We start from the raw sequence: 25,350 nt of genomic DNA on the forward strand, positions 1-25,350 counted from the left end.
CGGAGGAACTCCCGTCATGACCACCGCCGCGGAATTCACCACCGCCCTGCGCAACAGGCAGCGCCTCATCGGCTACTGGTCGCTGCTCGACTCGCCCGTCGCCGCGGAGCGCCTGGCCCGCATCGGCTACGACTACCTCGCTTTCGACGCCCAGCACGGCCTCTTCGGCTACCAGGGCCTGCTCAACAACCTGATCGCCACCGACACCCGCGGCTCCACCGCCGTCGGCATGGTCCGCGTCGAGGCCAACGACCTCACCTGCATAGGCCGCGCCCTGGACGCCGGGGCCGCCGCCGTCATCGTGCCGCTCATCGACACCGCCCAGGACGCCGCCGACGCCGTCGCCGCCGTGCGCTACCCGCCGCACGGCCGCCGCTCCTACGGCCCCATGCGCGCCCAGCTCCGGATCGGCCCGAACCCGGCCGACACGCACGAGCAGACCGCCGTCCTCGCCATGATCGAGACCGCCGACGGCCTCGCCGACGTCGAGGAGATCTGCGCGACCCCCGGCCTCGACGGCATCTACGTCGGCCCCTCCGACCTGCGTCTGGCCATCGGCGGCACGTCGTCCACCGACCCGGACGTGGCGGAGGAGTTCGAGGCGGCTCTCACCCGGATCCGCAAGGCCGCCGAGGCCGCCGGGATCGCCGCCGGCATCCACAACGCCGACGGCGCGAGTGCCGCCCGCCGTCTCGCCGAGGGCTACACCTTCGCCACGGTCTCCGCCGACGTCGTCCACCTCCAGCAGGTTGCCACCGCGCACCTCGAGGCGGCCCGGGGCACCGCGTCATGACCACCCCGCGCACGAGCGGGCAGGGCCGCACCACGCTCATCACCACGCCGACTTTCGCACGGCACGCGGCCGAACCCTGGGAACTCCTCGCCGACGGCGGTGCGGGCCCGCTCCGCCCGTACGAGGACACGGCGCTGCCGGCCGCCGAACTGCCCCGCTGGGCGGCGGACGCGGATGCCCTCATCGCAGGGATGGACCACATCACCGCCGAGGTGATGGACGCCGCCCCCCGGTTGAAGGTCATCGCCAAGCACGGCGTCGGCACCGACACCATCGACCTCGTCGCGGCCCGCGAACGCGGCATCCCCGTGGTGTGCGCGCCGGGCTCCAACTCCCGCGCCGTCGCCGAGTACACCTTCGGCCTCGTCCTCGACGCGACCCGCCGCATCACCGCCTCGCACACCGCCGTCATGGCGGACGGCTGGCCCAAGCACTTCGGGCCCGAGCTGTACGGCAAGACCCTCGGCGTCGTCGGCTTCGGCCGGATCGGCCGCCTCGTCGCGGGCTACGCCCAGGCCTTCGGCATGCGCGTCGTCGCCCACGACCCGTACGTGCCCGGCGACGCCGTGGCCGCTGCCGGTGCCGAACCGGCCGACCTGCACGCGCTGCTGGGCCGCGCCGACGTCGTCACCCTGCACCTGCCGCCCGCCGGTGAGCCGCTGCTGACCGCCGGCCGGCTGGCCGCCATGAAGCCCGGCGCCGTACTGGTCAACGCGGCCCGGGGAGACCTCGTCGACGACATCGCGCTCGCCGGGGCCCTGCACTCCGGGCACCTGTCCGCCGCCGCCCTCGACGCCTTCACCACCGAACCCCTCCAGCACGGCCACCCGCTGCGCACCGCACCAGGAGTCACCCTCACCTCCCACATGGCCGCCTGCACCCCGGAGGCCAACCGCGCGATGGGCCTCATGGTTGCCGAGGACGTGCTCCGCGTCCTCGCGGGCCAGGCCCCGCTCAACCCGGCGTAAGCAGCGCCACGGGCAGCGCCGTCCGTACGACCACGCCGGGCCCGACCGGCCCGGCACAGTGCCCCCCTCCGGGGCCGTCCGGCCTCCGCAACTGCTCCCGGTGCGCCCTGGCCCACATGAGGCAGCGCCGCCACACCCCCCGTACAACCGCACGCAGTGCCCCCTTCCACTCCGGCGACGGCGCCGGATCCAGCAAAGGAACACCGCCCATGTCGACCATCGACTCCACGCCCTCCGCGGCGCCGCCGCAGGCCGATCCGTACGCCTTGCGCCCCGAGGACGCCCGCCTGGCCCCCGCCTCCTTCCGGGACCGGCTGCGCCACCTCGGCCCCGGCTTCGTGCTGTCCGCCGCCGTGGTCGGCTCCGGAGAGCTCATCACCACCACCGCGCTCGGCGCCAAGGCCGGGTTCGCCCTGCTGTGGCTGGTGGTCGTGTCGACCGGCGTCAAGGTCTGGGTCCAGATGGAACTGGCCCGCTGGACCATCCTCAACGGCCGCACCGCCCTGGAGGGTTACCGGGAGGTCGGCCCCCGCGTCGGCCGCCTGGGCTGGATCAACTGGCTCTGGATCGGCATGGACTTCGCCAAGATGTTCCAGCGCGGCGGCATCATCGGCGGCACGGCCGCCGCGTGTTCCGTGCTCTGGCCCGTCATCGGCGAACCGCTCAGCGCCGGTTCCCTCGCCCTCTGGGCCCTCGTCGTCGCCCTGGCCGCGATCCTGCTGCTCCAGTCCGGCAAGTACGGCCTGGTGGAACGCGCCTGCGTGGTCTCCGTCATCATCTTCACCCTGATCACCGTGAGCCTCGCGGTGGGCCTGCCCACCACCGAGTTCGGCTTCGGCACCTCCGAGCTCGGCAGCGGCTTCAGCTTCGAGATCCCGGCCGGCACGATCGGCATCGCCCTCGCCGTCTTCGGCATCACCGGCGTCGGCGCCGACGAGATGACCACGTACACCTACTGGTGCATGGAGAAGGGCTACGCCCGCTGGACCGGCCCCGACGACGGCACCGAGGAACGCGCCCGCCGCGCCGAGGGCTGGATCAAGGTCATGCGCCTCGACGTGCTGGCCGGACTCGCCGTCTGCGTGGTGTGCACCCTGTCCTTCTACGTCATCGGCGCGGCCGTGCTGCACCCGCAGGGCCTGGTGCCCGAGGGCAACGAGATGATCACCACGCTGTCGCGCATCTACACCGACACCATGGGCCCCTGGGCCGAGTACCTCTTCCTCGTCGGTGCGATCGCCGTCCTCTTCTCCACCCTGATCGGCTCCACCGCCTCCGTGCCCCGTCTGTGGACCAACACCCTCGGCATGCTCGGCGTCGTCAAGTGGGAAGACGTGGGCAGCCGCACCCGCGCCATCCGCATCCTCACCTGGACCCTGCCGCTGGTGTGGGCCTTCTTCTTCCTGTACGTCCAGTCCCCGGTCCTGATGGTGCAGATCGGCGGCATCGGCGGCGGGATCTTCCTGCTGGCCGTGGTCGTCGCCGTGTGGAAGCTCCGCTACACCGGCGTCCCGGAGCGTTTCCGCTCCAGTCCCTGGATGACCGTGGCGCTGGTTGTCAGCAGCGTCGCCATCCTCTGCGTGGGCGTGTACGGCGTCCTCGACACGCTGGGAACGGTGGCGTCCGGATGAACCGTTCCGTCTGCTGCGAGCCCCCTCCGGGTTGAGCCGGTACACCCTGCTGCGCGGCACCGCCCTCGCCGTAACCGGAGCGGCCCTCGGCCCCCTCTCCGCCTGCGCCGGCCCGACCGGCACCCCCCGGCCAGGCACCCTCACCCTCGGCCTGAACCGCTCGCTGGTCAGCTGGACAACAAGCTCAACCAGTTCGAGGCCGCCGTCACGCCGGGCTTCCGCTTTCCTGCCGTGCGGGTCCAGTAGAGGCGCCCGATACGTCTCTTCCTCGCCCAGCCGCGCGCGCAGGAACGCGACCACCGACTCGTGCGGCCGAACCTCGGGTCGACGGTGAGGCGGCGCGCACCGAGAACCGGGTCGTCGTCCGTGCAGTAGGTGAGCCCTCCGCGCCCGTCGCAGACCAGGACACCACCGCCGGGCGGCACCCAGGTGGTACACAGCTCAGCAGTGCACAGCGCTTCACACTTGTTCGTCGCCACCCGGGCGCGGTGGCTGGAGCAGGGCGGCAGCATGTTGGCGATATTCACGACGGAGAGCCGACACGCAGGTCAACTTGTGCACCCCCGACAAGGCTGGCAACTGACTCACGCATGAGTCACCGCCCGGGCTTCTTGTGCGACTCTCTGCGCATGGGGGAGCGCAAGGGGAGCGCGGACGCCTTTGGACGGTGCAACATGCGGCGCGAACAGCGGGACTGTGATGCGTGCCATGATCTGCGAAAACGGCACTACGGACCACCACGCAACATGACGCGGCATGGACACTACTGATCTTTTCGTAAGTTCGGTGGGTGTGCTGGCCGTGCGGGTGGGAAGCTGTCGGGGTGGCTTATCAACCTTCCCCTTCGGTTGCCGGCTCCGCCCTTCCTCCTTTATCGCGGCCTCAGTTGGCGGAGGCGCGTGGTGTTCGGGCAGTCCAGTTGTTCGAGGACGGCGTTTCGAATGCGGAGATCGCGAGGGCGGTGGGGGTGTGTGCCGAGAGTGTGCGGCGTTGGCGGCGGGTGTGGGAGCAAGACGGTGCTTTGGGCCTGCGGAGACGGGCAGCCACCGGGCGCCCACCCTAGCTGGACGACACCCAGGTCGAGATGGTCCGCGCCGCGTTGGAGCAAGGTGCCCGGGCTCATGGTTTCGAGGCCGACCTGTGGACCCTGGAACGAGTCGGCGCGGTCGTCACCCGGGCAACGGGGGTGGTGTTGTCGAGGTCGTCGGTGTGGCGGCTGCTGACCGGCCGGCTCGGATGGAGCCTGCAACGGCCCGAGCGGCGCGCGGTCGAGCGGGACGAGTCGGAGATCGCCCGCTGGATCGCGCACGAGTGGCCGCGCATCAAAAAGGGGCCGTGAACACACGTGCCTGGATCGTCTTCCTCGACGAGTCAGGCGTCTCCCTGCTCCCTCAAGTCCGCCGCACCTACTCGCCCCGAGGACGGACTCCGCTCCTGCGCCACCGCCTGAACTGGAAGCGCGCGTCAATGGCCGGAGCCTTGGGCTACCACTCCACCGACCCCGATCGCGGGGCCCGCCTGTGCTTCCACCTCAAGCCCGGCAGCTAGGACACCGCCGGACTCATCGAGGTTCTGGAGCAGATGAAGGTGTTCTACCGCGGCGAGCGAGTGGTCCTGGTCTGGGACGGCCTGTCGGCCCATTGGAGCCGGGCGATGCGGGCCTGGGCCGCCGAACAGGACTGGCTCACCCTGGAACGATTACCCGCTTACGCTCCCGAGCTGAAACCGGTGGAACTGCTGTGGTCCTCGCTCAAGAAGCGTGAACTCGCCAACCTCGCCGGCGACCACCTCGCCGATGTCGCCGACGCCACCGAGCAAGGCATCCACCGCATCAACGCCAACCCCCGACTGCCGTGGTCATTCCTCGCCCATACCCGCCTGACCATCCGCCCACCACACCCACCGAACTTACGAAAAGATCAGTAGTACCGCGCGGAAGTCGCGTAGCTACGACGGCTTCGGACGCGGTATCAACGGCAGCACGTACACCCGCTTCGTGATCCCTGAAGACCCGGAGGAGGAACTGCTGTGCATGGGTTGGCAAAGCTTCACCGCGGCGTCATCATCCTCACCACCTGCCCCGCCGGACTTCGCGGCTTCCTCACCCGCTGGCTTCTCGAACTCTCACCGGCGTCTTCCTCGGTGCCCCCTTCGCCCGCAATCCGCGGCATCCTGTGGGACGAAGTCCGCCAGTACGCCGGGCAAGGCCGCGCACTCCTCGCCTACCAAACCGACAACGAACAAGGCTTCGCCTTCGAAACCCACAGCCACCCCTGGCACCCCATCGACCACGAAGGACTCACCCTCCTCCACCGTCCCACCACCCCCAGTGCGCTGGCTGCCGCCCCCGATACCCCACCGCGAGGCTGGAGCAAGGCAGCCCAACGCCGCCGCTTTCGACGCACATAACCCACCCAGAAACAGATGCCCCATATGCCCGACTCGGCGAAAGCGAGTGAAACCCGTCCCCACCCGCAGTAAAACCCCACGTCACGCCCTGTGCTCCCCGCGCCCGCAGGGATGGCGCCTGACCACGGCCGTGCACCGGGTGGTGCGGGAGGTGCTCCCCGCGCCCGCAGGGATGGCGCCCGCACGGGGGAGGGCTTAGCCGTCGCTGCGCGGCTCGGTCCTCCGAGGCGACCGCTACCGTCGCCTCCTTCTTTCTGCTCTCACCGGCTCCCGTCCTGCGGTTCTGAGGGCGAGGCGGTGCAGCTGGAGTCCTCTGCGCCCTCAATCGCCGAGTGGCCTCGCGGCCCCGGTAGCCGGCGCTCGCGTTTGGTGCCGCTCTCTACGTGGGCCGGATCGGCCCGTGCGCGAGAGGCAGGGGCCGATCATGCGCGCACGGGCTAACGAGGTGATATCCCCTCTACCCTTTTCGTTGGGAATTGGAAACTTCCGTCAGGGTCCGTCTTCGACAGGGGGTGCACCGGGGTCCGTGAAGTACACCGCGCTCGGGGAGCGGATCACGCAACTGCGGGACCGGATCATCCAGAACGCCCTGGGCTTCCTGTCCGAAGCGCTTCGGGTCGCCCGCGCATCTGGGATGTCGGGGAACACCCCCACGACGAAGCCGTTGTCGTGCTGGACGACGACCAGGTGGGCGTCCTGTTGCGGATCACGAGCACGCACCGCTCGGCGTCACCATCACGGAGCGGAACCTGGTCGAGGAGATCGACCGGGTGGTCACCCAGACCCTCGTCCGGTCACGGGACAACGCCGACGACCGGAAGCGCGGCGTCCGCCGCGCCATCGCCGCGGTCTTCCGCCGGTACGTGCTGAAACCGGTTGGGGAGCCGTATGAACGGCTGACGTTTGAGCGAGGGCGCCAAGCTGACAGAAGCGCCCCTGTCCCGCACGTCAGTCCGGCGTCGGGAGCAGCGAGCGTGCGGGGCGGACCGCGTCGTCCGCGTCTGACACCAGGGCGATCAGCTTGCCGATCGCGCCCCGCAAACGCTTCTCTCACCTCGTCTCCAGCGGCTCACTCGTGCTTTGTGGCCAGCAGACCGTCCACCACCAGTTTCGCCAGGGCCTCCGCCCGGGCAAGGCGGTCCGCGTGCTGCATGTGTTCGGGGCTGCCGAGGCGCCGCGCGAGAGGGTCACGGACCAGCCCCGACACGGGAGCGATGATGACGAAGAACACGATGTCCGTCGGGACCCGAGTCATGCGTCCCGACGCCATGAGCCTCTTGATGCTGGGCAGGACGAGGGCGAACGTCGGCTCGATGTAACGCTCGTAGAGGTAGTCGAGCCGCTCGGACTCTCGCGCGGACTCGTCGGTTATCAACATGGCCAGGTACGGCTCGTCGATGCTGACCCGGTAGAACTCCTTGACGAACTGCCGCACCACGTCCGCGTCGTCACTCCCGGGAGCCGGTGGTGCCATGCCTCCGAGTTGAGCGCCGAGCGCGGCATCCACCACCGCACGCCAGTAAGCCGCCTTGGAACCGTAGCGGTCGTTGATGAAGGTGGGTCCGACCCCGAGACGGCGCGCAAGCTCTCGCGCGGACGCCCGGTCGTATCCGAGCGTCGCGAACGCCTCCAGGCCCCGCCGCAGCACGTCCCGTTCTGCGGGTACCGCACTGGAATCCGCTTTGGGACGGCCCGGGCGTCGGGTGGTACTCGGCTCGTCTCCCAATCATCCTCCTCAGTCGGCTGCGCAGGCGCCTGCCCGACAGTCGGACCAGCGTAGGCGTCACGATTTTCGCAGCTGAGCACCGCTGGGTCGGCACCACATCGCCGATCGGTGCAGCCCTTCCTGCCTGAACCTCGCTTGACACGGAGCGGGCACCAAGTAATCCTGCACCTGTAGGATTTAGTTCCGGGTCGCTCGCAGGGCGCCCTGGTGAAGCCATCCATACCCCGGGTGGGGTATCCGCCCGTCTGTACTGCAGGTTTCCTTCCACTCGGCGTTCCAACCTCGGATAGTACGAAACCGTTTCGTACGCATTCGGGTTCCACCGGTTCGAGGGACCTCGCTAGGAGCCACGATGCGTAAGACCACCGCCGGCGCGGTCGGCATCACCGCCGCGCTCATCGCCTCACTCACCCTCGCCTCGGGAGGAACGGCTACGGTGACGAACGCCGACACTTCCGCAGCGCACCCCACCGCGTCCCACAAGGGGCTGTCCGGGACCAGTATCCCCGTCCAGGTCGACCCGGCCGCGAACCTCACCTACGACCCCGACCAGCCCAACCAGTCCTGGTACCTGACCGCGCACGTGAGTGCCGGGGGCCATCGATACGGCCTCTTGGTCCACTACCTCAACGGCGGCCTCGCCGGCAAGCAAGCCGGCTCTGTCTCGAGGGCGTCGGTGGTCAACGAGGACACCGGCTGGTCCACGCGGTCGGAAGACTCCCTCCCCCTCGGCAAGGGCCTGTCCGATAAGCAGGGGGTGGACATCCACACCGACAACGTCTCCTGGACCGGCGACGCCAAAGAGATGAAACTGCGCGCCAAGGTCCCCGAGGGAACCATCGACGCCACGCTGCGCCCCCGTGGAAGCGTTCTCTACAACCTGGGGACGGGCTACTTCCCCATGTTCGGCGAGGCGAAGTACTCCAACTACGAATACGCCCTGCCCAACGTGGACACCTCCGGGACCCTCACCCTCAACGGCCGGACCGAGAAGCTTCGCGGCCAGTCCTGGCTGGACCGCCAGTGGGGACCCCTGCCCGACTTCAGCACCGGAAACGCCTCCTGGTCCTGGATGAACCTCAACCTGTCCAACGGCGAGAAGGTCAGCGTCTGGAACCAGAAGTACGGCGACAAGACGAACAACTTCGCGACCATCGTGAAGCCCGACGGTACCCACACCGTCACCGAAGCGAGCCTCACCCCCGACGAGTCCACCCGCTGGACCAGCCCGACAAGCGGCAGGAGCTACCCCACTCGCTGGAAGGTCAGCATCCCCGGCGAACACGCCAAGCTGAACGTCACCGTCTACGCCAAGAACCAGGAAATGCTCATCCCCGGACCCGGCTACGAAGGCAGCGCCGCCGTCACCGGCACCTACGACCACCGCCCGGTCACCGGCACCACCTACATCGAACTCGCCGGCAAGTAGCGTCGATTGGTCGATGGCCCCGGCACCGCGCCATGAGGGGCGCCGGGGCCATCAAGCGTGCGGGAGCACGAGAACGCTGCGGCAGCTTGATGCCGCGTCGCCCCGCGAGGTCGTCGGCACCGACGCCGTACGTCTCCCTGATCCGAACGCCCTTGGCGCCGACGTCGAAGACGCTTGTAGACCACCGCGCCGTCGACGGCGAGGATGTCGTCGGGCTTGCCGGTGTGCCGGCTGGCAAGGTCGCCGCTGAAGGCGACCTCGTGAACACCGAGGACGCAGACGTCGAGGTGCCCGCCGCGCATCATCGCGAAGGAGTCGGCGTGGTGGAAGTACGCGGCGCCCGGCAACATGGTCACGAGGTCCTTGCCCGACGTTGGTGAGGTCGGGGGTGGAGGGCCGTCACGGGTACAGCTCATGGGCACCAGCGCCCGTGGCAGTACTGTGGAGCGCTGGGCAAGCGGGCGAACGGCCAGGTCGCCGTCGGCGTGCACGCGGCCACCCACACCGCCTCCTGTCCACTGGAGTGGGAGCTGTTCCGGTCCGGGGAATGGACCGACGATCATCACCACAGGCGTCGGCGGGCCGGGATCCCTGACGAGGTCGGGCATGCCTCCAAGACGCGTCTGGCCCTGGGGCGTCGCTGTCACTCAGCTGCGCGAGGGTGGATTCGACATCCGCGACGAAGCCGTGGCACGCCTCTCCCCGTTCCTCCGCCATCACATCAACATGCTCGGCCGGCATTCCTTCCGACTCCCCGATCTGCCCGGCGACCTGCGGCCTCTACGTGCCATGGATGCTGCAGCTGATCCGGCCCGACCACCTGGCGGGAAGCGCGATGACCTCAGGGCGCAGCGTGACGATGGGGCGAACGCTCATATAGTGCCGACAGAACGCTCCTTCGGCGTGGACGTCGTGTCTGACGTAGATGCCCTGGGCGGCGAGCGTTTGCCGCACGGCTGTCGAGTGCTCCCCGCGCCCGCGGGGATAGTCCGTGTCGAGAACGTCTTCATGTGGGAGAGGGCGTGCTCGATGCGAGTGCGGGTTTTGCGGTGGGGAGCATGGTGTTCCTCTTGCCCGGCCGGTAGTTCGGTCTGGCCGTGCTCTCGTCGTGCGGGGGAGGGGAGATTGGTGTCCCGGTAGCCACTGTCCGCGATCACTGTGGTTTTTCTGTCGGCGGCCTTGGCGTGCGGCAACTCCCATGCCGTGCGGTCGTTGCGGTTGCCGGGTAGCGGTCGGCCGACGGCGACGACTCGGCGGGTGTCAGCGGGTTCCGCGGGTCGTAGCCGACGCCCGGCGGGCTGCCCTTGGCGTACAGCTCCCAGGCGTACCTCTCACCTGTCCCAGCGGTTTTCGTCGCGGCCAAGGCGTGCGGCTGGTCCCAGAAGGTCGTCTACGGCGACGGGCTGCGGGATCGCTACCGGCGACGTACCGGGCGTCAGCGTCGACGCCAGGGCGGGCGTAGCGCTCCTGAAGACGGGCGGAGGCGTGGTCGGGAGCGGGCCAGCGGCAGTGGGGCGAAAGCGGGGCGGAAGCGTCCCCCTCAGCGTCGTGCGTCAAGGCTCTGTCACTGTCACTGTGACGGAGCCGGTGCAGGGTCCAGCAGTCCACTTCCTCGATGTCCTCGGGTGAGGCGAGCGGGTTGGCCGGCAGCCTAGTGTTCTTCTCGAAGATCTCCTCGGCCCGGCGGTAGGAGAGCCGGGCACGGCCTGACACCGGGCACATGCCGAGTGTCGGCGTCCATCCAGCCCGCTGGGCCTACAAGGCGTCGGCGGTGGTTTCGGCACGGCGGGTGGCCGGTCTCCCGGATGGCTGGATCGGGCGGGTGAAGGCGGTCACGCTCTTGGACGGGTGGTCTAGGGTCGGCTTGTGCGCACTGAACACCACAAGCTGGTCCGTGACCTGATCCCGCAGATCATCAGGGAGGACGGCCTGTCACCTGTCGTTCGCTTGCTCGGCGAGGACGACTACCGCGCCGCGCTTCGGGAGAAGCTCGTCGAGGAGGCCGGTGAGGCCCGGGACGCGCCCGCCGGCCAGTTGCTGGCCGAGCTGGCGGACCTGGTCGAGGTGATCGAGGCACTGCTTTCCGCCTACCAGCTGACCTGGGAAGACCTGGTGGCCCTGGCCGGCCGGAAGCGATCGGAGCGTGGCGGATTCACCCAGAAGATCTTCCTGGAGTACGTTGCCGACCGGGAAGCGCCGGTGCCCGGGGCGGACCGCCGGTCCTCCTGATCGGCATCCGCATCCGTTTCCCCCCGAGGAGGCTCTCGGCGCCGTCCTCGCGGACCTCACCGGCCGGTCGTGTGAGCGAGGTTCCGAACAGCCAGCTCGCGCAGCATCGCGCGGTCGGTCTTGCCGTTGGCGTTCAACGGCAGCGCGTCGAGCCGCCACAGGTGTCCCGGGACCATGTAGGCGGGCAGCTCGGCTCCCAGGGCCTCCCGCACCGAGCGGACATCTCCCGCGAAGTGGGCCAGGAAGGCGCACAGCACTGCCGTTCCGTCGTCGAGCGGCGCGGCGACCACACCGGGGGAGCTGTCCGGCGCGTGACGTCGGATCGCGTTCTCGACCTCACCCGGTTCGAGCCGGTAGCCGTTGACCTTGACCTGGTCGTCGAGGCGCCCGCCGTGCACCAGACCGTGGTCCGCCACGGTGCGCACGACGTCGCCCGTGCTGTACCACCGCCGGCCGTTCCTGGTGACGAACGGTTCCGCGCCGGCGCCCAGGTAACCCGCGAAGACCTGCGGTCCGGCGAGCAGCAGCTCGTCCTCTTCGCTGATGACGCAATCGACTCCCGGGAGCGGCGCGCCGATCGGGACCGTCTCCACGCCGCCGAGGTCGGCGGGTGTGACGCCGCCGGGGGCCATCCGGAACCGGGTGCACGCCACGGTCGCCTCGGTCGGTCCGTAGAGGTTGTCGAGCGTCGCGGAGGGCGCGGCCGACTGCCACGCGTGCGAGACGCCCACAGGCAGCGGCTCACCGCAGAAGACCGAGTAGCGCAGGCCCGCCATCGATCCCTCCCGCACCCTGCCGCGCTGGAGCGAGAGGGCGGCCATGCTCGGGGTGGTCGTCCACACCGTGATGCCCCATGTGGCGGCGCACCGGCCGGGGTTCATCGCCTGGAGTTTGGAGACGGCGCACACACACGCTCCGCTTCCCCAGGCCGCGAACAGCTCGAACATGGCCAGGTCGAAGGTCGGTTCGTGGACCTGGCTGAATACGTCACCGGGACCGATGTCATAGCAGGTGAGCACGGCTGTCAGAAAGGCGTCGATGTTCCGGTGACTGATCGGGACCCCTTTCGGGTCACCGGTCGAGCCCGACGTGAACAGCAGGTATGCCTCTTCCCGCGGCTCCACGGCGATGTACTCGCGGCCTGCGGCCTCGGCGGCGGCCTGGTCTTCCGGGCCGAACATCCGCGGAATCCGCACGTGGTCCGCGTCGCCGTGGTCCGCGTCGGCGTCGTGCACCTCGTCGCAGACGATCACGTCAAGGGCTGCGAGTGCGGCCACCCGCTGCTGCCGGGCCACCGGCCAGTGCGTGTTGACCGGGACGGCCGTCGCTCCCGCGTACAGCGCGGCGAGCAGGCCGATGTAGCGCACCTCGTTGCGACCGCTCAGGATGCCGATCCGGAACGTCCGGTCGGTGCGTCGGTGGTGCCGCAGCGCGTCCGCCCACCGCGCGGCCCGCCGATGCGTCTCGTCGTAGGACAGTGCCAGGGAACCCACGCGAAGCGCCGTACCTGTGGGATTCACCTCGCGGCCGCGCAGGAACCAGTGATGCATCGGCAGCACAGGAAGTCACTCCCAGGGAAGGATCTCAAGTTCGGGCCAGTGCTCGCGCCAGCGGGCGACCTTCTTCTCGTAGACCGCTCGCGGTGCGAGCACCCGGTTGGGGCGGATCACGAGGTTCAGCAGGTCGTCGAACCCGAACGGCGCGTAGAAGCGCCAGTGCCCGTCGTCCTCGACGCGGACGCCGATGGACGTCGCCGTCGTCGGGTACGTGTCGATCGCTTCCTCCGCCGAGCCGTAGCGGGGGCATGGAACGCCGAAGCGCTGTTCGTACCACAGATGCACCCGTGCCTGGTTGCGTACCTCGATGTCCGGGCCGGTGACCGCCTGCGACGAACGGACCCGTTCGATCGCCTCGTTCTCGGCCTCCCACGAGAGATCCGAGTCGTCGAAGTAGATCAGGTCGTAGTCCCGGATTCCGTGGTCGGGCGGCTGCCGCGACGTCCGGGCGTTCCAGACGGTCTGCGCCAGGCAGCCGGCGGACACGTACCACTGGGGCAGGTCCGCCCGTGCCGCGACGTCCAGGACCTGCGTCAGCACCGTGTTGCCGACGAGGATGCGGCGGAGCCGCTCCGCCGCGGATCCGTGTGCCGGTGCTGTGGCGGGGTCGTTCATGCTGTTGTCAGTCCCAACTTCCCGCAGTGTTCGTGTACGTAGGGGGTGAGCAGCTTCAGCCGGGCGAGGTTCGGCAGCACCCGGCTGAACAGCGCCCGTTTGAACGAGGCCGAGCGCTGCCGGCTCCCGGCGTCGAGTACCGTCCCGGCCGGACCGAGACCGAGATCCTGCCACCTGCCGTCGATACCCACCCGGCGGCACAGCAGGCTCAGGGTGTCGCAGATGAACTCCTCCCGGACCCGTAGCTCTCTCGCGCTCAGCTTGTCCGCGATCCCGTCCAGGGCGAGCAGGCCGAACGTCATGTGCCTCGCCTCGTCCCTGGCCACCCGGCTCGTGATCTGGGCGATCAGCGGGTCGGGGAAGAGGGCCTTGTTCAGCCGGAACGAGGCGAGCGCGTACCCCTCCGCGATGATCTGCATGCCCAGGAACACCAGGTCCCAGGTGTTCTCCGTGAGGATGTCCTTCAGCACGGTGGCCAGCGACGGGTCGATGGAGCGCTTGTCACCGACCTTCTCCCCGAGGTAGCGGGAGAACACCTCCACGTGCCGGGCCTCGTCGACGACCTGCGTGGCCGCGAAGTACTTGCTGTCCATGTCGGGAGCCATCTCGACCAGCCTCGCCGCCGCGAGCAGCGCGCCCTGCTCCCCGTGGAGGAACTGGCTCACCGTCCACAGGTGGTGCTCCCAGCGGAAGTCCTGCCATTCCCGCGGCGAAACCCCCAGACTGGCCGGGTCGGGATACGGGAACGCCGTGTCGGGGCCTAGGTCCGGCAGCGGACCGCCGTACCGGACGTCGACGTCCCAGTCGATGTCCGTGCGTGGATCCCACTGACCGGCCTTGCCGCGCTCGTACAGGTCGGCCACTCGCGGAAGCGTGGTCGTGTAGTCCCAGTCGAACCGGCTGGTGACTTCGGCGGTGACCTCTTCCTGGTTCATCTCTCACCCCATCGTGGACTTCGCTGGTGCCGCCTCGACGACCTCGCCCGGAGACCACCCGTACGACAGCTGTTTCCACATCGGACGGCGGCGCGGCTTGCCGCTGGTGGTCCGCAGGATGGCCCGGGGCGGTGTCCGGCGCAGTTCCACGGCCACTCCCGGCAGGTGCGGCAGCAGCAGTGAGGTGAGGGCCGCGGCCCGGGGCGGATCGATCCGCTGCACAAGCGCTACCGCCTTGGCGCCGCCGCCGTCCTCGCCGAGGAGGAGGACGCAGGACCCGACCTCCGGTAACGCGCTTCTGACGAGCAGTTCCAGGTCCTCGGCGAAGACGACCCTGCCGTGCACTTTGACGCTGTCCCCGTAGCGGCCCATCACGTACAGCTCGCCGGCGGCCAGGAATCCCACGTCGCCGGTCGTGAGTCCGCCCGTGAAAGCGGTCCCGGGCAGCGCGCCGCCTTCAGCGTATCCGTCGGCCAGCGAACGCCCGCTGACGCGGATCTCACCGAGGTGCCCCTCGGGCAGCGGCGTGCCGTCGATGTCGGCCACCTCCACCCCGGTGCCGGACAGCGGGCTGCCGCACGCCATGACGGGCGTCCCGCCCTTGCCCGCGTCCAACGGCCGGACCGGCTCGCCGATCCGGAGCGAGGCCGCGTCGATGTGCCGGTGGACCGGTTCCTCCGTGCGCGGCGAACCCGTCACCGCCAGGGTGGACTCCGCCATCCCGTACGCCGGCATGAGGGCCGACCGCCTCAGACCGAACGGCTCCAGCAGGGCGCCGAAGCGTGCCACGACCTCCGGGCGGATGCGCTCGGCGCCGATCACCAGCGCGTCCCAGCCGGTGAAGTCCATCCCGGCCAGCGCCGCCGGGTTCACCCGGCGGAGGATGTGCTCGAGCCCGAAGCAGGTCGACACCGCCTTGGAGGCGCCGTGTTCGCCCAGGCAGCGCAACCACTCGACGGGACGGCGAAGGAAGTGTTCGGGGCTCATCAGCCACACGTCCGCGCCCTGTGCCATGGGGGTGAGGAGGCAGCCGACGAGCCCCATGTCGTGGTGCAGGGGGGCCCAGTTCGCCGCCGGGGTCGCGCGGGTGACGCCGAGCCAGTCCGCGATGGCCGAGAGATGGTGGCGGAGTGCCCCGGAGCCGATCACGATGCCTTTCGGCCGGGACGTCGAGCCCGAACTGAACTGGACCAGCGCGGGGTTCGACGGCCCTCGCGCCACCACGTCGGCGGCGGGCCCCCGCAGGTCGTGCAGCACACGGATACCCCGCGCCCGCGCGGCCTGGGACACGGCGTCGGCGTACTGGCCGGCGACGACCAGGGCCGACATGTCCACGGCGCGGGCGAGGCCGTCCAGATGAGCGGTGTAGGCGGCGTCCCGCAGTACGAGTCCGGGCGGCGCGACCGGGCACGGGACCGCTCGCACAGCCCACACCCCGAACAGCGCTGTCACGAACTCGGGCCCGGTGGGGAACACCAGTCCGACACGGTCACCGGGTCCGACCCCTTCGCTCCGCAGCGCGCCCGCCGCGGCCCGGACCCGGTCGGCGAGGTCGGCGTAGGAGACCATCGGCCAACTCCCGTCGGTGGCCGCGAACCTCAGTCCGCGCCGCGGATCGGGATCCTCCAGCCAGTCCATGACGGTCACCGGTCACTCTCCCGATCCCGGGTACTGCGTGCGGAGCAGCTCGATGACACCGGCGTCCGGAACCTGTCCGAACCCGTCCTCGAACTGGGCCCGGACGAACTGGGTGAGGTCGCTGACCCTCGTCATCCTCACCGCCTGCTCGCCCCGGATGGGCTCCAGGCCGAACAGCTCCTCCAGCGCGAACTGCAATTCGAGCATGGCCAACGAGTCGTAGCCGAGGTCCTCGACGAAACGGTCATCGGCGCGGGCCTCGTCCGGTTTGGCGGGTGCGATCCGCCGGCTGAATTCGCGGACCAGCCCGTCCATCCGGTCCGTGGAATCCCCGGTGTGCATGCATTCCCCTCCTGCCTCGTCGGCGCGTGCCTCATCCGCGTGTCCGGACAAGCGTCATGTTCATGGAACCGGTGGCGAGCAGCTGCCCCGTCCTCGACCAGACGGCTCCGACCGCGGCGGCGGAGCCCGCGCGGATCAGCGGGACCGTGACATCGCAGAGCAACCACTCCTCCGCGCTCCCGCTGTCGAGCACCGTCACGGAGAGGTCCGTGCTGCGCGGCGACAGGCCGGTCGCACCCGACGTACCTCGTTCGACGGCGTTCCAGACGCAGCTGTCCAGCAGTACAAGGAAGCGCCCCGTGTTCACGGCCGCGTCGGCGAACACGGCCCGCGGCCGGAAGCGGCACCAGACGAGGCAGCGTGGCGGGCGGGCCTTGACCGGCGGCCAGGTGCGCTCCCAGGTCACCGGCCGGACCTCGAAGTGCCTGGTCATCGGCACCACACCGACGGCCTCGGGCGGCAGGAGCCGCTCGGTCGGCTGGAGGAAGTCGGGATCCGGCACTTCGGGGAAGGCGGAGTTCTCCCGGTCGATCTCGCCCGGGACCGGCTGCAGCGTCCTCACCAGCGTGACGAGGACGGGACCGCCCTCCTGGGTGCCCACCGTCTGCACCGTGTCCGACCGGTTCGACCTCCCCAGCACCGTCGTGGTGAAGCTCAGCCCGGTGTGCCTGGCCGGGCGGACGAACTGGGACTGGACGCTCCGGACGACGTCGACGCGGGCCGATCCGAGTGCGGCGCGCATGCTCATCGTGCTGAGGAAGCCCCCGTTGGGGCCGAAGCCGTCCCACGCCGGGGTGACGACGCCGACCGAGTCCGTGACGGCGCTGTCGTGGTCGAGATCACCCATGGGAGTCCCCTTCCGCACCGGCGCGGAGCGCGGCCGCCAATGCGGCGACCAGCCGGGCCACGGTCGCCCGTTCGAAGACCGTGCCGTTGAAATCGACCTCGCACCGAACGGAACCGCCCGTGACCGATACGGCGACGTGGAGGTCGACCGGAAGCCCGGCTCCGGGGCGGGCCGCCGTCGCCAGCGGCTCGGGAAGGGCGTCGCGGTCGTCCCCGAAGACGTCGGCCGGTACGAACTGGAACAGCACCGAAGGCGCCGTGGCCCGCCACGCGGACGACAGGCCGGGCAGCCGCATGAGGCGGCGCGGATCGACCTGCCCGTGACGGTAGGCGCCCGCCAGCGCACGCTGCGCGGACCGGCTGAGGGCCGGCAGCGGCTCCGCGGCGTCCGGCAGGCGCAGCAGGACCGTCGTGGTGAAACAGCCCATGAGGTGGCGCAGTTCGGGACGCACGCGGTTCGCCAACTGCGTACCGACGACGACATCCCGCTCGCCGCCGAGACGGTGGAGCGCTTTCGCGAACGCCGCCAGCAGGACGGCGAACACCGTCACCCGCTCCGACTTCGCCATGCTGCGGACCGAGGACGCCGGGGCGATCGTGCGCGCGACGTACCGGTCGGTCGTCCACCCACGGTGGCCGGCCGGCAGGTCGGGGCCCAGCGCGGGCGGTTTCGCGCCGGAGAGGTGGGATGACCAGTACCGGTACGCGCCATCGGCGTCCGGAGCGCCGGACTCCGCCGCGAGGCGGTCCGCGTACTCCGCGAACGGGACCGGCGCGGGCGCCGGTCCACCGCCCGACATCTCCGAGAGAAGTTCTCCGGCCGCGGTCTCCATCGACCACCAGTCGGCCAGCGCGTGGTGGCAGGTGAGCACGACCAGAGACGGCCCGCGGCGCGTCGACACGAGACGGAACCGGGCGGGCGCCCGCCGGAGGTCCACGGGCTCGCGGCGCTCTTCCGCGACCAGTCCGGCCAGCACCGGATCGGCGATGTCCGCGCACTCGGACTCGGCGATCGGGACGTCGTCGACGGGAACGATCTCCTGGGTGAACCGGCCTCCCCGGCGGACGACGCGGGTGCGCAGAGCGGTCTGCCGTGCCGCCAGGTTGCGGCACGCGTCCCGCACCCCGTCCGGGGTCTCCGGCCGTCCGACGTCGATCACCCTGGTCAGTTGCAGGTGGGGGAGTCCGCGCAGCCGTTGCAGGGTGAGCATCCACTCCTGCGCTGGGGACACCCGGTATACGCGCGTGCCGACCTGCGCGGTCACCGTGTCGCCTCCGCCACGAGTACGCCCACGCGCAGTGCTATCCGCCCGTCCGACACTCTCGCCCAGAGGGCTTCGCGCACCGCGTCGACGGCCCTCCGCCGGACATCCTGAGGGAGTCCGCGGAGCGTTTCCCGCAGGCCCGTCACTTCGAGGCTCGACTTCAGCCGGGTCTCCAGATCTTCTTCCGACATGACCGTTTTCTCCACCCGGCGGGCCACGTGCACACTGTGAAATCCCGCCTGTGCGAGCAGTTCCCTGAGTCTTTCGGGATTCGAGAGCGAGAAAGGAGCCCGGCGGGCCGGGGCGAGCGGGGCCCGGGTCACGGACATGGCTGCCAGGCCGGTGATCATGAACCATTCATTGGTGCGTATCCCGTCCCAGCACACAAACGCGATCTTTCCTCCGGGACGCAACGCACGCGCGATATTTCGAAAGGCGGACTCCGGGTGGGGGAAAAACATCATGCCGAACCGGGAGAACACCGCGTCGTGCTCCGGTTCGAACCTGTGCGTCGAGGCGTCCGCGTGCAGGACCTCGACATTCGCACGGTTCGCGACGCTGCGGCGCGCGTGCTCCACCATGGGCGCGGCGATGTCGACACCGGTCACCCGCCCCGTGTCACCGACCCGTTGCGCAAGCGTGTGCAGGCAGCCACCGGTACCGCACCCCACCTCGATGATCCGGGCGCCCTCGCACGGGCCGAGCCGCTCGAGCGCCAGTTCACCGAGCGGCGCGGCGAACCGTTCCATGTCGTCGTCGTAATCGAGCCAGCGCCGGGCGCGTTCGTCCCAGTTCCGCCGGACCGCGACGGAAACGTCGGAGGGTGGCGTCGTCATCATCGTCCTTTCGCCGCGACCTTGGTTGCCCGGCAGGGAAAGCGGCCCTACGATTTTCGGCACGAGGAATTCACTGGGGAGGAGAATCGATCTTGACAGTTCCCTGGGATGACACTTTCGGGAAACTCTTGCGGGAACACGTTCCCTACGCGGAATCCGGCACTGCCGTGCACCCCGATGTTCCGCTGGTCGACCAGGGTGTCGACTCGGCGGGTCTGCTCCGGCTCATGATGGCGATCGAGAACGCCTACGCGATCGAGTTCGCGATGGACCAGTTGCACGAAGGGGTGTTCCGCACAGCACGGTCCGCGTGGACGGCGACCGCCGCCATCCGTGCCCAGACCTCGCCCTGACCCGGTCACCTCCACCTCGCCCAGTACTCGGCTGCCCCGGCGAACAATCCGACGGCCCGGTCCTCGTCACAGCGGGAGGGATCATGGACGACGTCCCACCCGGTGCCGCCCGCCTGTTCGCGAATGCTGGCGGCCATGGCGCTGAAGGGCACCTCCGACGCCTCCCCCCGGTGGTACGGGAGGAACGGCAGGCAGGTGAACCGCGGCCAGGGGGGCGCGACCTGGAAGCTCACACCGCCCTGCGTGACGGCGGCGAGAGCGGCCCGGCGCTCCGGGAACGCCTCAGCGAGTTCGGGGAGCGGAACCTCGTTCCTCAACGCCGCCACCATCGAGGCCCAGAGGCGGTCCAGCCCGCCCTCTGCCACCGCTGCCGGGTCCACCGGGAGCGGCAGATGGTTCGCGAAGACGCCCACCGTCGAGCCGACTTCCGCGGTCCGCCCCGAGGTCAGGACGCAGACGGTGGACAGGGCGGGCGACACCGCGGCGACCACCCCCGCCAGATAGGCGGCGGAGGGACTCACCCGGGCCCGGCCGGACTCGGCACGCACCCCGGCGACGACGGCCGGAGCGAGAGCGCGGGCATGCCGCACGCCACCGCGCGTGCCACCGCCCCCCAGCGCGGCCCCACCCGGCGGCCGGGACGGCAGGTGCTCCGCCCAGTGAGCCAGCCGCCGCCGGTACTCCGGTGCCGTGCGGCGTGCCTCGTGGAGATCGGCGATCTCGCCAGGGGCGAGCCGCGGCGCTGGGGCGAACGTCCCGGTGCTCAGGAACTGGTCCAGCTCCCGAAGGAGGATGCCACGGGACCAGCCGTCCGCGACCGCCAGGTGGACGGCGACCACCAGCGCGCGGGCACCGCCGGAAGCACGCACAATCGCGAAGTACGCGGGCGGCCCGCCTGAGACGTCCACACGCACCTCGTCGAGGACGGCGGCGACGGCCTCCGCCAGCGGCACGTCCGGATGATCGACCTGCTCCAGTGCGGGGCGGGCGCCATCCGTTCGCTGCCGCAACCCGCCGCCGCCCCGGACGATACGCGTGCGCAGTGCGGGATGGCGGCCGACCAGGGCGGCGACCGCGTCGGCCAGCCGGGCGGGGGAAAGCTCTCCCGGCAGCACGGCGTAGTAGCCGCGCTGGACCGCTCCGCCGGCCAGCTTGCCGGCGGCCCACACCTGGGCCTGGCAGCTGGTCAGCGCGTGTTCGCCGGTTTCCTGGACCACGGCCACTCAGGCACCGCCTGACCGGAGCGAATCCGCGAACCGCACCAACTGCGCCGGTGTCGGATGGTCGAACACGTCGACATAGTCGAGCTGGACGTCCAGGTCGGCCCGTAGCCGGTCGACCAGATCGATCGCCTTCAACGAGTCACCGCCCGCACCGAAGAAGTCGGTGTCGGGCGCGACCGGCACTCCGAGGACCGACTCGACGGCGCTGCGCACCATGTCGAGCTCCCCGCTCGCCGGTTGACCGGTCATGCTGCCACCTTTCGCTCGGTCCGCCGGATCGGGTCCCGGCCGCGGGACGGTGTGTTCAAAGACAGCGGTCGCTGGTGCAGAACCGTTCTCCTTCCGGCTCGACCGCCCCGCCGTAGAGCAGACGGCGGTCCAGTTCACCGACCCGCTCACGCAGCCGCAGGAACCGGTCGTGCGCGAGGGGCTCGTACGGCATCTGCGGGTAGGCCCCAGCGGTCCGCCGCGGCAGGAACGAGGCCGCCTTGAGGCCGAGGTCGGCCCGCCGGAGGAGCTGCCGGAGGTGGGCCAGCTCCTCCTCGCGCACGGTCAGGGTGACGCTGACCTGGTTGTCGGCCCAGTAGCGCTGGGCCGTGACGGCGAGAGCGAGCTGCTCCCGGACTCCCACTTCGGACGCGACCCGGCCGGGATGCCCGCCGACAGGCAGTTCCACGACGACGGAGTCGGCCGGGCTCATGACGTCGGGTTCGAGCCGGTAGCCCGCCGCGGCCAGGGCCTCGGCGACCGGTCCTGACGACGGCGTGCGCAGCCGGCGTATACAGGTTCCCCCCTGCGGCGCGCCCTCGGGGAAATGCACCCCGGGCGAGACCCCGGCCAGCAGCGACACCGTGCCCGACGGCTTCACCGATGTGAGCTTCACGGACCGGGGGATGCCCAGCCACGCGGAGAGGGAGGCGTCCACCTCCTTGGCCCCCCGGTAGGCCTGGTCCAGCCACGTGCGGACGCGTTCCGCGCCCATGGCGTCCCGGAACTGGGCGAGCCCGGACATGGAGCAGCCGATCCGCCGGTTGCGCCGCATGACGTCGTTGGAGTCGGGCCACCTGGTGTCCATGAGCGTCACGGCTTTGGCGTACAGCAGCGCCGTCCTGAGTGTCGCCAGGTAGTCCGTCAGCGAGCGGTGCCGTGTGGGGAAGGTCTCCACGAGAGTGCAGCATTCCCGGTCCTCAAGAGTCTGTTCGGCACACGGGTTCGTGCCGACGGCGGCCAGATCGCGCTCGTCGGGCGGGTCCGCCAGCCGCCCGAAGCGTTGTGCCGTACGGCGGAAGAAGAGACCGGGCTCGCCATTCGCCGCGATGCGGTCGACCAGCGCCTCGCAGTCGTCACCCGCGTCGACGACCAGGCTGTTGTTGGACAGATGCCCCCAGCCGTTCGGTCCCATCCTGTCCGGGTGCACCTTCGGGTTCTTCAGGTCGAGGAAATCGGGGTCGTCCCGGTCCCCGAGCGCGATCTCGGCGGAGCGGCCGATGTTCCCCGACGCGACGCACTTGCCGATCAGATTCATCAGGTCGACCAGATCGGCCGTTCCCAGGGTGCGGCCGGCACGTCTGCGCAGCAGCGCCGTGACGCTCTCGTGCAGCGCCTGAAGGGGAGCCGGTCCGGAGGCGACCCCGCCGAAACGTGCGATCGGCGCCCCGGCGGGACGCAGCTTCGCGTAGTCGAACCGCGGCATCGGGCGACCGGGCCGGAGAAAGGCGTCGAGCAGCAGCCGCAGCGACTCGCTCCACCCCTCGCGGCTGTCGGGGATGACGAACGCGGCCGCGGTCGCGGGCTCCGGGCCGATCCGCAGCCGCCCGCGGCCCGCCGTGTCGAAACCCACCCCGACCCCGAGCAGGCACATCTCCATCAGCCGGACGAACGGCTCACTGCGTTCGCTCGCGGCCAGGCCCGCCGTCGAGACGAACGCGCAGCTCTGCAGCGCCGCACCTCCCTCGTCCCTGACGAAGTCGGTGCCCATCATCCACAGGCCGCGCCCCGGCGGGAGCCAGCGCATGGTGTACATACGCGCGAACATGTCCTCGGCCGCACGGCCGAGCCGGTCCCTGTCCCACCTCCGTCCGGCCGCCGCGCAGTGCGCACGGAGCAGCGAGAAGGTTCCCTCGACAACACGCCGGACGCAGTCGGCCCAGGTCTCCTTGGCCCCGCTGCTCGTCACCCTGCTGTACCTGGCGAGGAAGACCAGCTCGCCCAAGGTGTTGCCCGATCCGATGTCGAACCCCCACTCGGGGGGCCGGCGGCGCCACCCGGCGAAGAACTCCTCATCGAGCCGGAACGTCGGTCCACTACTTCCGAGTCCTGTCATGTCCGACCGCTATTCGGCGACGCACTGCTCGGGCGGATTGATCAGCGTCCAGTCCGTTCGCTCGTACCAGCGCTGCCACGACTCCCGCAGGAGCGCGACCCGGGTGGGGACCAGTGTGGAGCAGACCCGGTCGAACTCGCCCTGGAGCGAGCTGCGGAGTTCCGCGAGGTTGAAGTCCGCCAGCCGGGCGAGCATGTCGTCGTCGGCCGCGTCGGATTCGGTACCGGTGAGGGCCCAGGGGCCGAACTCCCGCTTGAAGGCGGCATCCGCCGGGCCCTCGTCCGAGGAGAGCAGGGAGTCGTCGCGCAGGCAGAGCCAGAGCAGCCTTCCGAGGAACGCGTACGCCGATGTCTTGAGCGCGCGCCGCATGCGCCGCACGGCCTCGTTCTCCTGCCCGGTGGTGACCTTCTCGAAGCTCTTGAGCGTGTAGTCGAGGCTGAAATTGTGGTCCACCCAGCGCTGGGCCCAGTCGCTCATCCGGCCGATGCGCGGGTCCTGGAAGACCGCGTTGCGCCGGCCCATCGACGGCAGCACGTCCCTGGCCAGCCCCGCCTGTTCCACCCGCCGCAGGTACGGCGAGCGCAGCAGGCACTCCATGGAGACGAGCATGTACGAGATGTGCTCGTAGAACGGCCGGTCCCGCAGATAGCGCTTGACCTCCTGCTCGTCCCGCACGAGATCGAACAGCTCTTCGGTGGTCAGCTCCGGTACGGGCCGCAGCGTGAGGTCGCGCCGCCCCTGGAAGCGGTAGCTCTCGATGAGTTCGTCCATCGTCATGAGCTGGTCGAAGGTGATGTAAGTGCACCGGATCGGAATGCCCAGGCCGGTCAGCGTGCGGATGGCGTAGACGTTCTGCTCGGCCGTCACATGCTTGTTGAACCGCTTGAGGATCGAGTCCACGCCGGACTCGACGCCGAACAGGCAGCGGTCCAGCCCGTTCAGGCGCAGCTTGCGCCAGACGTCGATGCGGCGGTGGTGCCAGGCGGCGTCCTCCTTCGGACGGTGGACCTGGTCGACCCGCGAACTGGTCTCCCACCGGAAACCCGACTGGTTGAGCGTCACCGCCACGTCGGCCGCGCGCTGCAGGGCCTCGCCGCGCCGGTCGTGGCCGATGAATTCCTCGTCGACGAGGAAGATCTTGCGCGCGATCTCCGGATGGCGGTCGTAGACCGGGCCGATGTCCGCCAGCAGCCGGGTGAGGTCGGGCGCTTCGTAACCTGCCCAGATCCCTTTGTGCTCCCGGGGACAGAAGGAACACGCGTGCGTGCAGCCACGACTGGATTCGAGCTGCATCACCCCGTGATACTCCAGTGTCCGTTCCACCAGATCCAGCTCCGGCCAGATGTCCCGGTACTCCTTGTTGGCCACCTTCGGGGTGATCTCGATCGTGTCGTCGCCCCGGTAGCGGATGTTGCGGATCTGCTCCTTGGCGAGGTCGCCGTGCCAGTGCTCGACCACGTCGATCATCGTCGGCTCGCCGGCGCCACGGGCCACGACGGCGTCCGGGTAGCTCTTGAGCAGCAGATCCGCGTTGAGGGCGCAGAGGGAACCGCCGAGCACCAGCCGCGGCCCGTCCGGCTCCCCTAGCAGGTCGGCCAAGCGACCGAGCAGCTCGGCCAGCAGGTCGTGCTGACCGAATGTCGCCGAGATCCCCAGGATGTCGAACGGCTCGCCGCGCAACCGCGCCTCGACGGCATCCAGGTCCAGGCCCAGCTGCATGTCCAGCAGTTCGACCTGCCCCGTCATCGCGACCCGCACCGCACGTGCCAGGTCCGAGATCCCCAGGGGGAACCGCGGGAGCGGGAAATTCTCCTCGTGGTAGAGGGACACGAGCTTGATGACGGGGCGGCTCAGCCGGAATTCCGCCTCAGGGCCGACCTCGACGGTCGAAAGGGCCGCGCCCGGGTCGGCGAAGTCCAGCTCCGCGGACACCGCCGGGGGCCAGGGCTGCTCGCCCAGCGGGCTGCCGGAGAGACTGAGTGCGGCCCAGGAGCTGCCGCTTCGCCGCAGGAGGAGCACGCGTCGCTCCACCGGTCCCACGGCGAGGACATCGCCGGCGGGCCGTCGCAGTGCCGAGCAGGTGGCCGCCACGAACGCGCTCGGGTTCAGCAGCGACCGCCTGACCGCCCTGGCGAGGACGCGGTCGTCGTCCGCGTGGCCCGCGAGCGAGACGAAACTGCTGAGCCTGTCCTCCAACGTGCGCACATCGGCCTCAACCGGGGACATGGATTCC

General features: G+C 70.1%; 23 protein-coding genes and 4 pseudogenes. 12 read left to right on the forward strand and 15 right to left on the reverse strand.

Features of this window, described 5'->3' with window-relative positions:
- The first annotated feature begins 16 nt into the window (after nucleotides 1-16).
- From FM076_RS29880 to cas2e, 8 genes are all read left to right on the forward strand, one after another.
- On the forward strand, nucleotides 17-793 hold the full coding sequence (locus FM076_RS29880; protein ID WP_173873956.1) for an HpcH/HpaI aldolase family protein: 777 nt from the start codon (nucleotides 17-19) through the stop codon (nucleotides 791-793).
- A complete protein-coding gene (locus tag FM076_RS29885; RefSeq protein ID WP_173873957.1) occupies nucleotides 790-1,761 on the forward strand; it encodes a phosphoglycerate dehydrogenase in 972 nt (323 codons plus the stop codon). Before FM076_RS29880 ends, FM076_RS29885 begins: the two co-directional genes overlap by 4 nt.
- Before the next feature lie 209 nt (nucleotides 1,762-1,970).
- Entirely contained in the window at nucleotides 1,971-3,392 is a 1,422-nt protein-coding gene (locus FM076_RS29890; protein ID WP_173873958.1) for an Nramp family divalent metal transporter, read from the forward strand.
- Nucleotides 3,393-4,215: 823 nt separating this feature from the next.
- A complete protein-coding gene (locus tag FM076_RS35415; RefSeq protein WP_428815100.1) occupies nucleotides 4,216-4,455 on the forward strand; it encodes a helix-turn-helix domain-containing protein in 240 nt (79 codons plus the stop codon).
- Nucleotides 4,456-4,476: 21 nt separating this feature from the next.
- A complete protein-coding gene (locus FM076_RS29900) occupies nucleotides 4,477-4,731 on the forward strand; it encodes a helix-turn-helix domain-containing protein (RefSeq protein ID WP_173873960.1) in 255 nt (84 codons plus the stop codon).
- Nucleotides 4,728-4,940, forward strand: a complete 213-nt coding sequence (locus FM076_RS34340) for a transposase (RefSeq protein ID WP_243274677.1) — start codon at nucleotides 4,728-4,730, stop codon at nucleotides 4,938-4,940. The genes FM076_RS29900 and FM076_RS34340 overlap by 4 nt, the downstream gene beginning before the upstream one ends.
- A 33-nt stretch (nucleotides 4,941-4,973) precedes the next feature.
- A complete protein-coding gene (locus tag FM076_RS34345; protein ID WP_243274678.1) occupies nucleotides 4,974-5,318 on the forward strand; it encodes a transposase in 345 nt (114 codons plus the stop codon).
- 102 nt (nucleotides 5,319-5,420) lie between these two features.
- Nucleotides 5,421-5,801 carry a type I-E CRISPR-associated endoribonuclease Cas2e gene (gene cas2e / locus FM076_RS29910; protein WP_345945324.1) on the forward strand — a complete coding sequence of 127 codons (381 nt, stop codon included), beginning with the start codon at nucleotides 5,421-5,423 and terminating at the stop codon, nucleotides 5,799-5,801.
- 1,069 nt (nucleotides 5,802-6,870) lie between these two features.
- Here cas2e and FM076_RS29915 read toward each other — a convergent pair.
- The gene (locus FM076_RS29915) at nucleotides 6,871-7,449 is read right to left on the reverse strand and encodes a TetR/AcrR family transcriptional regulator (RefSeq protein ID WP_345945325.1); all 579 of its coding nucleotides are present in this window, start codon (nucleotides 7,447-7,449) and stop codon (nucleotides 6,871-6,873) included.
- A 430-nt stretch (nucleotides 7,450-7,879) separates the two neighbouring features.
- On the opposite strand from FM076_RS29915, the gene FM076_RS29920 reads away from it, so the two are divergent.
- The gene (locus FM076_RS29920) at nucleotides 7,880-8,956 is read left to right on the forward strand and encodes a lipocalin family protein (protein WP_173873961.1); all 1,077 of its coding nucleotides are present in this window, start codon (nucleotides 7,880-7,882) and stop codon (nucleotides 8,954-8,956) included.
- On the opposite strand, the pseudogene FM076_RS34790 reads toward FM076_RS29920, so the two are convergent.
- A pseudogene (locus tag FM076_RS34790) lies at nucleotides 8,919-9,343 on the reverse strand (CoA-transferase); the annotation flags it as partial. The gene FM076_RS29920 and the pseudogene FM076_RS34790 overlap by 38 nt on opposite strands.
- Before the next feature lie 47 nt (nucleotides 9,344-9,390).
- Here FM076_RS34790 and FM076_RS29930 point away from each other — a divergent pair.
- Nucleotides 9,391-9,591 (forward strand): annotated as a pseudogene (locus FM076_RS29930) (transposase); the annotation flags it as partial.
- 363 nt (nucleotides 9,592-9,954) lie between these two features.
- Here FM076_RS29930 and FM076_RS34355 read toward each other — a convergent pair.
- Nucleotides 9,955-10,221, reverse strand: a pseudogene (locus FM076_RS34355) (transposase); the annotation flags it as partial.
- 601 nt (nucleotides 10,222-10,822) lie between these two features.
- Between FM076_RS34355 and FM076_RS29935 the strand changes: the two are divergent.
- Complete coding sequence (locus tag FM076_RS29935; protein ID WP_173873963.1) at nucleotides 10,823-11,185, forward strand: nucleoside triphosphate pyrophosphohydrolase; 363 nt, start codon at nucleotides 10,823-10,825, stop codon at nucleotides 11,183-11,185.
- A 56-nt stretch (nucleotides 11,186-11,241) separates the two neighbouring features.
- Here FM076_RS29935 and FM076_RS29940 read toward each other — a convergent pair whose 3' ends face one another.
- The 8 genes from FM076_RS29940 to FM076_RS29975 are packed head-to-tail and all read right to left on the reverse strand — an operon-like array spanning nucleotide 11,242 to nucleotide 19,281.
- Nucleotides 11,242-12,735, reverse strand: coding sequence for an AMP-binding protein (locus tag FM076_RS29940; protein WP_274598867.1), 1,494 nt, complete (start codon nucleotides 12,733-12,735; stop codon nucleotides 11,242-11,244).
- 15 nt (nucleotides 12,736-12,750) lie between these two features.
- Nucleotides 12,751-13,356, reverse strand: a complete 606-nt coding sequence (locus tag FM076_RS29945; protein ID WP_173873965.1) for a nucleotidyltransferase family protein — start codon at nucleotides 13,354-13,356, stop codon at nucleotides 12,751-12,753.
- The gene (locus FM076_RS29950) at nucleotides 13,353-14,291 is read right to left on the reverse strand and encodes a ferritin-like domain-containing protein (protein WP_173873966.1); all 939 of its coding nucleotides are present in this window, start codon (nucleotides 14,289-14,291) and stop codon (nucleotides 13,353-13,355) included. The genes FM076_RS29945 and FM076_RS29950 overlap by 4 nt, the downstream gene beginning before the upstream one ends.
- A 3-nt stretch (nucleotides 14,292-14,294) precedes the next feature.
- The gene (locus tag FM076_RS29955) at nucleotides 14,295-15,929 is read right to left on the reverse strand and encodes an AMP-binding protein (protein WP_243275156.1); all 1,635 of its coding nucleotides are present in this window, start codon (nucleotides 15,927-15,929) and stop codon (nucleotides 14,295-14,297) included.
- A gap of 12 nt (nucleotides 15,930-15,941) precedes the next feature.
- Entirely contained in the window at nucleotides 15,942-16,271 is a 330-nt protein-coding gene (locus FM076_RS29960; RefSeq protein ID WP_202034932.1) for a phosphopantetheine-binding protein, read from the reverse strand.
- 31 nt (nucleotides 16,272-16,302) lie between these two features.
- The gene (locus FM076_RS29965; protein WP_173873968.1) at nucleotides 16,303-17,118 is read right to left on the reverse strand and encodes a thioesterase family protein; all 816 of its coding nucleotides are present in this window, start codon (nucleotides 17,116-17,118) and stop codon (nucleotides 16,303-16,305) included.
- Complete coding sequence (locus FM076_RS29970) at nucleotides 17,111-18,382, reverse strand: condensation domain-containing protein (RefSeq protein ID WP_345945328.1); 1,272 nt, start codon at nucleotides 18,380-18,382, stop codon at nucleotides 17,111-17,113. Before FM076_RS29970 ends, FM076_RS29965 begins: the two co-directional genes overlap by 8 nt.
- A complete protein-coding gene (locus tag FM076_RS29975; RefSeq protein ID WP_173873970.1) occupies nucleotides 18,379-19,281 on the reverse strand; it encodes a methyltransferase domain-containing protein in 903 nt (300 codons plus the stop codon). Before FM076_RS29975 ends, FM076_RS29970 begins: the two co-directional genes overlap by 4 nt.
- Nucleotides 19,282-19,346: 65 nt before the next feature.
- Here FM076_RS29975 and FM076_RS29980 point away from each other — a divergent pair, with 65 nt between their 5' ends.
- Nucleotides 19,347-19,571: an acyl carrier protein gene (locus FM076_RS29980; protein WP_207730278.1), complete on the forward strand. Its 225-nt coding sequence runs from the start codon at nucleotides 19,347-19,349 to the stop codon at nucleotides 19,569-19,571.
- A 5-nt stretch (nucleotides 19,572-19,576) separates the two neighbouring features.
- Here the strand turns inward: FM076_RS29980 and FM076_RS29985 are convergent, their stop codons facing one another.
- The 4 genes and pseudogenes from FM076_RS29985 to FM076_RS30000 form a co-directional block, all read right to left on the reverse strand.
- Nucleotides 19,577-20,788, reverse strand: a complete 1,212-nt coding sequence (locus tag FM076_RS29985) for a condensation domain-containing protein (protein ID WP_173873972.1) — start codon at nucleotides 20,786-20,788, stop codon at nucleotides 19,577-19,579.
- 6 nt (nucleotides 20,789-20,794) lie between these two features.
- Nucleotides 20,795-21,043, reverse strand: a complete 249-nt coding sequence (locus FM076_RS29990) for an acyl carrier protein (protein ID WP_173873973.1) — start codon at nucleotides 21,041-21,043, stop codon at nucleotides 20,795-20,797.
- 1,342 nt (nucleotides 21,044-22,385) lie between these two features.
- Nucleotides 22,386-23,117 (reverse strand): annotated as a pseudogene (locus FM076_RS35420) (hypothetical protein); the annotation flags it as partial.
- 9 nt (nucleotides 23,118-23,126) lie between these two features.
- A complete protein-coding gene (locus FM076_RS30000; RefSeq protein WP_173873975.1) occupies nucleotides 23,127-25,343 on the reverse strand; it encodes a B12-binding domain-containing radical SAM protein in 2,217 nt (738 codons plus the stop codon).
- Nucleotides 25,344-25,350: the final 7 nt, after the last annotated feature.

Origin of the sequence: Streptomyces albus subsp. chlorinus, from assembly GCF_013302895.1 — a bacterium.
In the GTDB taxonomy this organism is placed as follows: domain Bacteria; phylum Actinomycetota; class Actinomycetes; order Streptomycetales; family Streptomycetaceae; genus Streptomyces; species Streptomyces chlorinus.